This is a genomic window from Fuchsiella alkaliacetigena, assembly GCF_023227765.1.
Classification (GTDB): domain Bacteria; phylum Bacillota; class Halanaerobiia; order Halobacteroidales; family Acetohalobiaceae; genus Fuchsiella; species Fuchsiella alkaliacetigena.
Genome location: NZ_JALKBZ010000065.1, coordinates 1 through 11,342 on the forward strand (window position 1 = coordinate 1; position 11,342 = coordinate 11,342).

The window sequence follows — 11,342 nt, forward strand, 5'->3', positions numbered from 1 at the left end:
ATCACAAACCCTGCTATATCAAGGTTTCTGACCTCTAAATAGTTATTTTATACCTATGAACTGTCGAACTCGGGTTTTAAACAAATACCACTTGACTAGTGGCGTTGAGTGACATATAATTATATATGTAGTTTATTTATAATTATCAAGAGATATACTAATAGTTTTAACTGCAATTATTACTTTTGAGATGAAAGGATAATATTTTTTAAAATCTATGTTGCATACTGCAACAAAACAAACCCAGTAGGAGGTATTCCCAATGGATGAATTACAAGACTTTCTCTTAAGACTACTCTATCAAAAGGTAGAAGAAGCTTTCGATAAACAAACAGCCCAAGAAATCCGCCAAGAAATAGACCAGTTCCTAATAAAAAAAGAACTCCATAAAGTCAACTGGGATAAGTCCTTAAACCGCTGGCCAGTAAATATAACTGTCCTCAGTGATCAATGTCCTTACAAAGATAATAACGACTGCCAGCATGAAGACAATCAAGTAAGTAACTGCCAACGCTCCCATTGCCCTTGTAAAATGAACTGATCAAAAAAAGGAGGAGAAAACAATGTCCACATTTAAAACAGAACGTCTAAAGCGAGCCGTCATTAAAGAAGAACTAGTCATTTTAACCGGAGACTTCAAAAAAGCAATTATCTTAAACCAATTCTTGTATTGGAGTCAGCGAGTTAAGGACTTTGATAAATTCATCGCTGAAGAAAGGCAGAGAGCAGAACAGCAAGGTCAAAGAATCAATATTGAACCTAGAAAGGGCTGGATCTATAAATCCGCCAAAGACCTTTCTCAGGAGACCATGCTTAATCTAAGTCCAAATACCATCCGCAAACATACTCAGGCTTTAATCGATAATCAGTGGCTACAAAGGCGCCAGAATCCCAATAATAACTGGGATAATACCTATCAGTACCGGCTAAACCTTCTCCAAATCCAAGAGGACTTAATTGAACTCGGCTATACCCTGGAAGGCTATCGCTTTAACTTAAGCGCTCTTCTAGAGGCTGATAAACAGGAAGCAGCAGCTCAGCCTTCCTCAGAGGAGGTTAAAAAAACGGAGTCTCCCCTCGCAGAAAATGAGTCACCAAGCGCAAAAACTGAGCTTCGTAGCTTCGGAAACTGCGCCGCATTACCAGAGACTATAACAGAGATTACTAACAGAAATAATAAATTAAGCAGGGGCCAGCCTGAGCAGGACTTTAAGATGCATCCTGACTTTGAGGAAGTATTGCACTATATTCGGGGGCAGACTGATAATGATTCATTAAGCCATGAATACTTACTCAATGCAGACCTTAACACTTATGGTTCCCCAGTAATCAAAAAAGCCCTGCAATTAGCAATTTTTAATCAACAACTACTTGCCAGTGGTCAAGACGATGACTCATCTCAGCCAGTGAATATTTATAGCTACCGCTATCTACGCTGTTTTATAAAGCAGGCTTCTCAACTCTTGGCTACGGAAGAGGAGACGGGTCAAGACCAGCAGATAGAGGAGCTCTGTCAGCGAATTATTAAATAGTTAATAGTTATCCTCTGCAAGAAGTCGGATTTATTTAGCTTTCAAAATCAGGTAAAATAATGTATAATATAGTCAAGTAGAGTTTTTGTAGAAAGAGAGGTTGCTTAAATGACTGATAGAGACGGAAGCTGGAAAACTATCATTGAAGTTCTTTTTGAAGACTTTGTATATTTCTTTTTACCGAAATTGGCTAAAAAGATAGACTTTGAACAGGATTATGAGTTTTTAGATAAGGAATTGCAGAAAATAGTTCCTAAGTCTAAAGAGAAAAAGCGTTATATCGATAAACTGGTTAAAGTTCATTTGAAAAATGGAGAAGAGAAATGGGTCTTAATCCATATAGAAGTTCAGGGATATAGAGATGATGAATTTAGAGAACGGATGTTTACTTATTTTTATAGAATCTACGATAGATATCAGCAAAAGATTGCTGCCTTGGCTATTTTTACAGATAAGAATCAGAACTATCAGCCGGCTTCTTATGAGTATCAGTTTTTTGGTACTAAACTGGAATACAACTATAATACTTATAAGGTATTAGCAAGTAATGAGGATGAATTAATAGCTCAAGAAAACTGTTTTGCCCTAGCGGTATTGGCTCAAAAATATGCTTTGCAGGCTAAAAAAGATGAAGATAAGAAGTTTGAATTTAAAATGAAGCTAATGAAGTTGTTATTAGAGAAAGGATATAGTAAGGTAAAAATTCGTCAATTATTTCTCTTTATTGACCAGATTGTAAAATTAAATGATTCCTTAAAACAGAAGCTCTTTTATGAAAGACTAGAAGAGCAGGAAGGAGGAGAAATTATGCGAGTAATGGGTGATTTTGAAGAGTTTGTAAGCAGGAAAGCTAAAAAAGAAGGCAGAAAAGAAGGAATGGTAGAGCTAGTAGAAAAACAATTGTTGAATAAGTTTGAATTTTTACCAGATGAATATAAAGAACGTTTAAGAAAACAAGACAAAGATAAATTAGATGTAATTGCCGTGAAGATAATGGAGATAGAAAACTTAAAGGAGTTAGAAGATTATTTAAATTAGATGAAAGTAATTATCAAAATAGATAAAGGCAGATGATAGAGGATAGATAAGGACAAGATCTTAAAGAGGTTTTGAACTAAATCTATCCTCTGTCCTTTATCATCTATCCTCTAAAGATTAACTTTCAAAGTCAAGTAAAATAATGTATAATATAGTTAATAGTGAACTGACAAAAGGAGTGAACTTTCATGAAGAATAAGATGGAAATTAAATATCCAGCTAGCCTTCCGGATGCACTACAAGAAAGCACCCTGCAATTTGAACGTGAAGCTAAAATTGCCATGGCAGTGAAATTATTTGAATTAAAAAGAATTCCTTCGGGGATTGCAGCAGAGATAGCAGAAATGGATAGAATTAGCTTTTTATTAGAACTTCATAAATACGGTGTTTCGATGATTAATATGGAGGTTGAAGAGTTGGCTTCAGATGTTGAAAATGCCTAAAAGAATTGTAATTAATACGGGTCCTTAAATGTGATAGCTAATATGAGAGAAAATGGTGTTTGGATTAGCGAAGAATTAGAAAGACAAGCGATTAAGTTAGTTAAAGAGTAGAAATTATCAAGTGAGTAAAAGTCTGTTAGGGCCCTACTTGCTTTCGGGAATAAAGACGAATAAGTGCAGAGGATATGATTTTTATGTGCTTCACAGCGGGCCTTGTTTTTAGGCTGTCAGGGATAGAGGATAGATAAGGTCAAGATCTTAAAAAGGTTTTGAACTAAATCTATCCTCTATCCTTTATCATCTATCATTTGTCCTTAGTCACGTATAATGATATAATAATATACGTAAGGAGGTGCTAGCAATGAAAGATAAATTAACATTAAGTATTGATAAAGAGATAATAGAGTTTGCTCATCGTCTTTCGGATGAAACGGATCAATCCATTTCCAGTATGGTTGAACAATATTTTATTGAATTACAAGAAATAAAAGATAAAGATTATCAGCTTAGTCCGCGGGTTAAAAATCTTATGGGTTATTTTGAAGGAGAAGAAATTATGCGAGCAATGGGTGATTTTGAAGAGTTTGTAAGCGAGAGAGCTAAGAAAGAAGGAATGGTAGAATTAGTAGAAAACATATTATTAAATAAGTTTGAATCTTTGCCGGCTGAATATAGAGAGCGTCTAAAGGAACAGGATAAAGATAAATTAAATGTAATTGCTGTGAAGATAATGGAGATAGAAAATTTAAAGGAGTTAGAAGATTATTTAAATTAGCTAAAAGTAAGTATCAAAAGCAAGAAGAGATAGATAAAAGCAGATGATAGATGATAGATGACAGAGGCGACGCGGAGCTAGTGCCAGTGGTGATAGATAAGGTCAAGACCGTAAAGACTCTTAATTTTGATGGTTTTGAACTAAATCTATCCTCTATTCTTTATCATCTATCCTCTAAAGAAGTCGGGCCTATTTAGCTTTCAAAGTCAAGTAAAATAAGATATAATATAAATGAGGAGGTAGCAATGGATAAGAACAGAGAAGGTCAACGAAGTAGTTATGATAAAGCTTATAAAGAATTGCTCCAAAAAGAAAGAAACTTTTTAGAGTTAATTCAAAGTTTTATTAATGAAGACTGGGTTAAAGGAGTCGATGAAAATAGTCTTGAAAAAGTAGATAAAGAGTTTGTTACTCCAGAGTTTGATAAAAGAGAATCTGATATAGTCTATCGTTTAAATCTAAAAGATAGAGAAGTAATCTTTTACTGCTTATTAGAAATGCAGTCCAGTGTAGACTTTACAATGCCCTTTCGCTTATTATGCTACATAGTCGAGTTGCTAAGAGACGTTTATAGAAATGCAGATGAAAATGTAAGGGAAAGAAAAGGCTTTAGATTTCCAGCGGTGATTCCGATCGTTCTTTATAATGGAGAGGCTAGTTGGACAGCTATAAAGGAGTTTAAGAAGGTATTTAAGAGCTATGAAGAGTTCGATAATCACTTACTAGATTTTGAGTATCTATTAATTGATGTCAACAGCTATTCAGATGAAGAACTACTCGAAATTGCTAATGTTATCTCCTCAATTTTCTATTTAGATCAGCAGAAAGAAATAGACGTACTACAAAGGCTAAAAGATTTAGTTAGTATTATGAAGAATATGAGCGAAGAAGAATACACTTCAATAAAAAGATGGCTTATAAATATATCAGCACCGCTTCTACCAGCAGCAAAGAAAGAGGAATTAGAAAAGGTCATTGAAGAATCCAAACCTTGGGAGGTGGAAGAGATGATTAGTAACTTTGCTAAGAATATTAATAAGCTCAAGGAAAAGGAAAGAGAAAAAGGTAAAATAGAAGGCAAGATAGAAGGTAAGATGGAAACAGCTGAAAAGTTGCTAGAAAAAGGTATGGAAGTGGTAGATATAATGGATGTAACCGGATTAGACAAAGAAAAGATAGAAGAAATTAAAAAGAAAGTTCAGCATTAGATTTAAGCTCTGTTGACATCCTCCCCGCCCGTTCCTTGCGTCACGAACGAGGATTCCTAAAAGAAACTTACGAGGTTGCTATCTGATTAAAGTCCAGCTATGCAGGTTCCTATCAGCTCTATTAAGACTATGAGCACTTTGACGGATATTTTCTAAATCCTCCATAACTATAGTCCCCTATTTTTTATTTGAGCACAAAAGTTATCCTTATCAAAAGATCACTTTGCAATTATTAAAATATATGATAAAGATTTGGGAATTAAAATTTAAACAGGGTCAAGGTGATAAATTGCCTTTAATTATTCCATTGGTAATCTATCATGGACAGACAGAATGGAACATCGGCTTAAAATTAAGTGATTTACTGGAGAATATCCCCGAAGCAGTAAAGAAGTATGTGCCAGACTATCAATATCTACCCTATGATTTGTCAAATTATGATGACGAAAAAATAAAAGGTGGAGCTAAATTAAGAGTATTTTTAGAAATATTGCGTTCTATCTTTAGAGAAGATTTTGTAGAATGTTTTAAAAGGGCGCTAATAGTTTTGGAAGAATTAGAAGAAAAAGAAACAGGGATGGAGTATTTTGAAACTATAGTTCGTTATATTATGAATGCTAAAGAAAATTTGAGTGTTTACGATTTACAAAGGGCAACTGAAGAAATATCATCAGAAAGGAGTGAAGAACTGATGACAATTGCCGAAAAACTGAAAGAGGAAGGTAGGCAAGAAGGTAGACAGGAAGGTAGACAAGAAGGGATGATAGAATTAGTAGAGAAGCAATTGATTAGTAAATTTAAATCTTTACCTAAAGATAAAAGAGAAAAATTAAGGCAACTTGATAAAACTGAATTAGAAGTAATTGCAACTAAGTTATTTGAAATGGAGACTATTGAAGAATTAGAGGAATATTTTGATAAGAGCAAATGATAAATGATAGATAACAAAGGACAAATAAGTTCAAGATCTTAAGGGTTGTTAATTTTGATGGTTTTGAACTAAATCTATCTTCTTTTTTACATTTGATTCTTAAAATATATAATGCTATAATACTATTAGCAAGTGGGAAATCCCCAATGATAGAGGAGGTGGAAAATATGACTGAAGAAATAGCAATTAAAGTTGATAGCAAGGGAAGGGTTACAATTCCAAAAGAACTGAGAGATAAAACTGATATTAACTGTGGAGATATATTGTTTGTAGATGCTAACAATCATCAATTAAAATTTACTAAGGCGGTAAAACATCCCGGTGTTGTATTGAAAGAATATGCTCTTAAAGAACGTGATGAGGGTAAGGCTACAAATTTAAGGGATTTATAGGGAGAGATTAAATATGGCAGCTTATCAAATTATGGTAACAACTAGAGCCAAAAAAGATATAAAAAAATTTAAACACTTGAAAGATAATATAAAAAATGAGCTTTTAAAACTGGAAGATAATCCAAAGGAGAAGGCAAAGTCTTTAAAGGGTAATTTTTCTTCTTTGCATAGCTATAGTTTTAGTATTAATGCTAATAATTATCGGACAGCATTTTATCTTGATGAAGAAAAAAAGGATTGCTTGTTAATTCTAGTTGGCACAAGACAAAACTTTTATAAAGAGCTTAATTTAAGATGGCAAAGCGTTAAAAATGAAATAATGGATGAGTAGTACAAAAAAAGATAGTTAAAAATATAATGGTTTTGAACTAAATCTATCCTCTATCCTCTATCCTTTATCATCTATCATTTGCATTTCACAAGAAGTCGGGCCCTATTTAACTTTCAAAAGCAGGCGAAATAATGTATAATATAATTGTAAGCTAACAATTGAAAATCAAAGCCGGGAAGGGGGATATAATGACAAAAGAATTATTAGATCCTAAAGTAGACTTCGTCTTTAAAAAGATATTTGGTTCAGAAAAACAGCCGGATATACTAATAGCCTTTCTAAATGCAGTATTTAAAAGTAAAGGAACAGCCAGAGAAATAGTAAAAGTTAAAATAGATAATGCAGAAATCAATAAGGACTGGGATGAAGATAAACTATCCCGCCTAGACATAAAAGCAACGGCTAACGATAATCAGAAAATAAACATAGAAATTCAGCTAAAAAATCAATATAATATGACCAGAAGGAGTTTATACTACTGGTCCAGATTATATTCATCCCAACTGAAAGAAGGTCAGGAATATAGTAAGCTCAGGAAGACAGTAGCTATAAATATTCTCAATTTTAACTATTTAGCAGAGATGGAGAAGTATCATAACTGCTTTTTGCTTAAAGAGAAAGAAACCAATCAGTTATTAACCGACCTAGAGGAAATTCATTTCATAGAGCTGTCCAAATTAGATGAAAATAAATATCAAAAGCAAGAAGATATAGATAACGACTTAATTCCCTGGCTATTATTTCTCAAAAATCCAGAGAGCGAGGTGGTAAAGATGATAGAAGAAAGAGTAAAAGAGCTTGAAAAAGCTGCTAAGTCTTTGGAAGTATTGAGTCAGGATGAGGAAGCCCGAGAGATATATGAAGCCAGACAAAAAGCTATTCACGATTATGTAACAAACTTAAAAGAAGCAAGAAGAGAAACAAGAAAAGAAACAAGAAAAGAAACAAAAGCAGAAATAGCAAAAGAAATGTTGCAGGGAAATGAGGATATAGAAAAAATTATTAAGTATACTAACTTGTCAAAAGAGGAGTTGGAAGAAATAAAAGAAAGCATTCAGCAGTGATTTAGAAGAGCAAGTAATAAATGACAGAGGATAGATAAGGTCAAGATCTTAAAAAGGTTTTGAACTAAATCTATCCTCTATCCTTTATCATCTATCCTCTAACAAAACTCCCCTTTCAAAATCAAGCAAAATAATGTATAATATAGCTAATGGTTAGCAATTAACTATAACTAGTGAAGAGGTGATCAAACTAAATGATAGAAAAACTAAAAAAGTTTAAAAAGCAGATACTCTTTGGAGCTGATCTTTTACTGATTAATTTAGCTTTGATAGTTAGTTTCATGCTCCGCTTTGATGCTAACTGGCTTCAGTACTTCAATTTCTACTATCTCTTACTTATTTCAGTTATCGGCATTTTAGCTCTATACTTCTTAAAGGTCTATAATAAAATTTGGAAATACGTCAGTATCACTGAACTAAAAATCATTATTCAAGCTTCTTTATTAATTAATTTATTATTCACAGTTATAGTCTTTCTCGGCGGAATACCACTGGCTCGTAGTATAGTTGTCATTAACTTCTTTATACAGGTCTGTTTTTTAGGCGGAATTAGATTTGCTTTTAGAATTTCTAAGAACTACTACATAAATTATTTAAACTCTAATCAGAATAAAGATAACGTCTTAATGGTGGGGGCTGGTGATGCAGCGGAAGCAATTATTCGCGAAACCGATAAGTATCCACTTAAAAAAGAAATTATCGGCTTAGTTGATGATGATCCCCACAAGCATGGCTTAGAGATACATAACCGAAAGGTATTAGGCGATCGCTATGCTATTCCGGGAATTATTGAAAGTTATGATATTAAAGAAGTTATTATAGCCATACCTTCGGTGAGAGGTAAAGTAATTAAAGAGATCTATAATCTGAGCAATCAAGAAGGGGTTAAGGTTAGTATCTTACCTGCCTTAGATGAGATTTTAACGAAAAATGTCTCCTTAAGCCAAATTCGCGAAGTCAGAGTAGAGGATCTCTTAGGAAGAGATCAGGTGGACTTGAATATTGAAGATATCTGCTCCTATCTTAAGGATAAAACAGTTTTAGTTACTGGGGGTGGAGGCTCTATTGGTTCGGAGCTTTGTCGGCAGATAGCTCGTTTTGAGCCTCAGCAGCTATTGATTCTGGATATCTATGAAAATAATACCTATTTTTTAGAGTTGGAGCTTAAGGAAAAGTACCCTGCTTTAGAAATAGTGCCTATTATTGCTAGTATTCGTGATCAGGCTAAGTTAAAACAGATTTTTATTAAGCATAGACCGGATGTGGTCTTTCACGCAGCAGCTCATAAGCATGTTCCTTTAATGGAGAGTAATCCCCGAGAGGCCGTTAAAAATAACATTCTGGGCACTGAAAAGGTAGCTCGGGCTGCTGATGAATTTGGGACAGAGAGATTTGTGCTGATTTCCACCGATAAGGCAGTAAATCCTACCAATGTAATGGGAGCTACTAAACGAGTAGCAGAGATGTTGATTCAAGCCGTCAATAAAGAGAGTCAGACTAAGTTCATGGCTGTTCGTTTTGGTAATGTATTAGGCAGTCACGGCAGTGTAATCCCTCTTTTTAAGAAGCAGATTAAAGCAGGCGGGCCAGTTACCGTTACTCACGAAGAGGTGGAGCGCTACTTTATGACTATTCCTGAAGCTTCCCAACTGGTTATTGAAGCAGGAGCTTTAGGACAAGGAGGCGAGGTATTCTTATTGGATATGGGCCAGCCGGTGAAAATTATTGATTTAGCTAGGGATTTAATTGAGCTTTCCGGCTTAGAAGTAGGCGAGGATATTGAGATAGAAATCACTGGCCTGCGTCCAGGTGAGAAGATGTACGAGGAGTTATTAACTGAAAAGGAAGATAACCTAGCTACTGAACACGAAAGAATCTTTAAAGCTCAATTAGAGAAGATAGATACTGAGCTTCTTTATCAAAATATAGACAAGCTGAAAAAGTTAATCGAATTAAGCAACTCTGCAGCTATTATTAAATGTTTAGTGAAGCTAGTGGGTACCTATGAGCCTAATCGAGATTTTGCGGATTCAAAGGTAATAGATTTGCAAGAGCAGAGGATGAATGATAGAGGATAGATGATAGATAAGATTAAAAGAATACTTAGGGAGGAATTTAAATAATGAACTTGTGCGTTGTCGGAACAGGATATGTGGGATTAGTTTCCGGGGCCTGCTTTGCAGACTTGGGGAATCAAGTAATCTGTGTTGATATAGATGAAGAAAAGATTGCCGGACTAAAGGAAGGAAAGATGCCTATTTATGAGCCGGGCTTAAAAGAGATTGTGGATGAGAACTATAATAACGGTAATTTAGACTTTACAACTTCTTTGGCTAGAGGAATAAAAGAGAGTGATATTATCTTTATTGCCGTAGGTACTCCCTCTACTGAGGAAGGCGGGGCCGACCTTTCGGCGGTGGAGTCTGTGGCTAGAAGTGTTGCTGAGCAGATCAACGATTATAAGATCGTGATCAATAAAAGCACCGTTCCGGTAGGAACTGGAGACTGGGTAGAAGACTTAATTAGCGATAATAAAGAGGCTGATTATGACTTTGATGTAGTTTCCTGTCCTGAGTTTTTGCGCGAAGGTTCGGCGGTTAGCGATACGATGAATCCGGATCGAATTATCATCGGTAGTAATAATGAAAAAGCAGCTCAAGTTTTGGACGAGCTTCATCAGGACTTTGAGGCGCCGATTCTCCATACTGATCGTTATAGTGCGGAAATGATCAAGTATGCAGCTAATGCTTTCTTAGCTACTAAGATCAGCTTTATTAACGAAATAGCTAATATATGCGAAAGGACTGGAGCTAATGTAGAGGAAGTAGCTCAGGGAATCGGGATGGATCATCGGATTAGCGATAAGTTCTTAAGATCAGGAGTAGGTTTTGGGGGTGCATGCTTTCCCAAAGATACTCGGGCTATAGTCTCCACTGCTAAAGAGCATGGCTATGATTTTAAGGTGGTTAGTGCTACCGTAGAGGTTAATCAACTACAAAAGAAGACTTTAGTGAAGAAGTTAAAGAAGGAACTACCTGAGCTAGAGGGCCGTACTATTGCTGTCTTAGGTCTTTCTTTTAAACCCAACACCGATGACATGCGCGAAGCTCCTTCGCGAACTGTAATCAAAGAGCTTTTGGAAGCCGGAGCTGAGGTTAAAGCTTATGATCCGATTGCTATGGACGAGGCTCAGGAGATCTTCAGTGATGATATAGATTACGCCGAGGATGCTTATTCAGCTATAGAGAACACCGATGCTTTACTTTTAGTTACCGAATGGGAGGAGTTTCAGAATTTAGACTTAAAACGAGTTAAAGAGCTGCTCAATAATCCGCTCTTTATCGACGGTAGAAACTGCTATCAGCCGGAGAAGATGGAAGAGTTAGGCTTTACCTATTACAGCGTAGGACGACCGGTTGTAAAAGCAGAGGATAGAGGATAAAGTATAAAGGATAGATAAGTTCAAGACCTTTAAAAGAATCCCATGCTGATTAGCTTCAGTTATATGCTGCCCGGATCTTTGCAGATACTAAACATTTGCGGGAAGCCAGAAAGACGTCCTATGTCAAGTGAAAATATTACAAGTTAAAATATGGAAGATGATTTTAGACAGAGATTCCCTAAGGAT

Annotated in this window: 13 protein-coding genes; all 13 read left to right on the forward strand. The window is 35.2% G+C overall.

Annotated features, from left to right (window positions below; all coding sequences use genetic code 11):
- Window positions 1-262 precede the first annotated feature (262 nt).
- On the forward strand, window positions 263-541 hold the full coding sequence (locus tag MWH30_RS12445; protein ID WP_248664417.1) for a hypothetical protein: 279 nt from the start codon (window positions 263-265) through the stop codon (window positions 539-541).
- A 22-nt stretch (window positions 542-563) separates the two neighbouring features.
- Window positions 564-1,532 carry a hypothetical protein gene (locus MWH30_RS12450; protein ID WP_248664418.1) on the forward strand — a complete coding sequence of 323 codons (969 nt, stop codon included), beginning with the start codon at window positions 564-566 and terminating at the stop codon, window positions 1,530-1,532.
- A 108-nt stretch (window positions 1,533-1,640) separates the two neighbouring features.
- Window positions 1,641-2,570 carry a DUF4351 domain-containing protein gene (locus tag MWH30_RS12455; RefSeq protein ID WP_248664419.1) on the forward strand — a complete coding sequence of 310 codons (930 nt, stop codon included), beginning with the start codon at window positions 1,641-1,643 and terminating at the stop codon, window positions 2,568-2,570.
- 188 nt (window positions 2,571-2,758) lie between these two features.
- On the forward strand, window positions 2,759-3,013 hold the full coding sequence (locus MWH30_RS12460) for a UPF0175 family protein (RefSeq protein ID WP_248664420.1): 255 nt from the start codon (window positions 2,759-2,761) through the stop codon (window positions 3,011-3,013).
- A 361-nt stretch (window positions 3,014-3,374) separates the two neighbouring features.
- Complete coding sequence (locus MWH30_RS12465) at window positions 3,375-3,788, forward strand: DUF6364 family protein (RefSeq protein ID WP_248664421.1); 414 nt, start codon at window positions 3,375-3,377, stop codon at window positions 3,786-3,788.
- Between the two features lie 50 nt (window positions 3,789-3,838).
- Entirely contained in the window at window positions 3,839-3,985 is a 147-nt protein-coding gene (locus tag MWH30_RS12470; protein ID WP_248664422.1) for a hypothetical protein, read from the forward strand.
- 48 nt (window positions 3,986-4,033) lie between these two features.
- Entirely contained in the window at window positions 4,034-4,996 is a 963-nt protein-coding gene (locus MWH30_RS12475) for an Rpn family recombination-promoting nuclease/putative transposase (RefSeq protein ID WP_248664423.1), read from the forward strand.
- Between the two features lie 169 nt (window positions 4,997-5,165).
- Window positions 5,166-5,927 carry an Rpn family recombination-promoting nuclease/putative transposase gene (locus MWH30_RS12480; protein WP_372494179.1) on the forward strand — a complete coding sequence of 254 codons (762 nt, stop codon included), beginning with the start codon at window positions 5,166-5,168 and terminating at the stop codon, window positions 5,925-5,927.
- Window positions 5,928-6,094: 167 nt separating this feature from the next.
- On the forward strand, window positions 6,095-6,319 hold the full coding sequence (locus tag MWH30_RS12485) for an AbrB/MazE/SpoVT family DNA-binding domain-containing protein (RefSeq protein WP_248664425.1): 225 nt from the start codon (window positions 6,095-6,097) through the stop codon (window positions 6,317-6,319).
- A gap of 13 nt (window positions 6,320-6,332) precedes the next feature.
- Window positions 6,333-6,650, forward strand: a complete 318-nt coding sequence (locus MWH30_RS12490) for a type II toxin-antitoxin system RelE family toxin (RefSeq protein ID WP_248664426.1) — start codon at window positions 6,333-6,335, stop codon at window positions 6,648-6,650.
- 188 nt (window positions 6,651-6,838) lie between these two features.
- The gene (locus MWH30_RS12495; RefSeq protein WP_248664427.1) at window positions 6,839-7,714 is read left to right on the forward strand and encodes an Rpn family recombination-promoting nuclease/putative transposase; all 876 of its coding nucleotides are present in this window, start codon (window positions 6,839-6,841) and stop codon (window positions 7,712-7,714) included.
- A 194-nt stretch (window positions 7,715-7,908) separates the two neighbouring features.
- A complete protein-coding gene (locus tag MWH30_RS12500) occupies window positions 7,909-9,792 on the forward strand; it encodes a polysaccharide biosynthesis protein (protein ID WP_248664428.1) in 1,884 nt (627 codons plus the stop codon).
- Window positions 9,793-9,836: 44 nt separating this feature from the next.
- Window positions 9,837-11,156: a UDP-glucose dehydrogenase family protein gene (locus MWH30_RS12505; protein ID WP_248664429.1), complete on the forward strand. Its 1,320-nt coding sequence runs from the start codon at window positions 9,837-9,839 to the stop codon at window positions 11,154-11,156.
- Window positions 11,157-11,342 lie beyond the last annotated feature (186 nt).

What these genes read in the sequence shown, in the direction of transcription:
- MWH30_RS12490 (WP_248664426.1), top strand. Translation starts at nt 6,333, where the DNA reads ATGGCAGCTTATCAAATTATGGTAACAACTAGAGCCAAAAAAGATATA.
- MWH30_RS12450 (WP_248664418.1), top strand. Translation starts at nt 564, where the DNA reads ATGTCCACATTTAAAACAGAACGTCTAAAGCGAGCCGTCATTAAAGAA.
- MWH30_RS12505 (WP_248664429.1), top strand. Translation starts at nt 9,837, where the DNA reads ATGAACTTGTGCGTTGTCGGAACAGGATATGTGGGATTAGTTTCCGGG.
- MWH30_RS12460 (WP_248664420.1), top strand. Translation starts at nt 2,759, where the DNA reads ATGAAGAATAAGATGGAAATTAAATATCCAGCTAGCCTTCCGGATGCA.
- MWH30_RS12475 (WP_248664423.1), top strand. Translation starts at nt 4,034, where the DNA reads ATGGATAAGAACAGAGAAGGTCAACGAAGTAGTTATGATAAAGCTTAT.
- MWH30_RS12500 (WP_248664428.1), top strand. Translation starts at nt 7,909, where the DNA reads ATGATAGAAAAACTAAAAAAGTTTAAAAAGCAGATACTCTTTGGAGCT.
- MWH30_RS12485 (WP_248664425.1), top strand. Translation starts at nt 6,095, where the DNA reads ATGACTGAAGAAATAGCAATTAAAGTTGATAGCAAGGGAAGGGTTACA.
- MWH30_RS12455 (WP_248664419.1), top strand. Translation starts at nt 1,641, where the DNA reads ATGACTGATAGAGACGGAAGCTGGAAAACTATCATTGAAGTTCTTTTT.
- MWH30_RS12470 (WP_248664422.1), top strand. Translation starts at nt 3,839, where the DNA reads ATGATAGATGACAGAGGCGACGCGGAGCTAGTGCCAGTGGTGATAGAT.
- MWH30_RS12445 (WP_248664417.1), top strand. Translation starts at nt 263, where the DNA reads ATGGATGAATTACAAGACTTTCTCTTAAGACTACTCTATCAAAAGGTA.
- MWH30_RS12465 (WP_248664421.1), top strand. Translation starts at nt 3,375, where the DNA reads ATGAAAGATAAATTAACATTAAGTATTGATAAAGAGATAATAGAGTTT.
- MWH30_RS12495 (WP_248664427.1), top strand. Translation starts at nt 6,839, where the DNA reads ATGACAAAAGAATTATTAGATCCTAAAGTAGACTTCGTCTTTAAAAAG.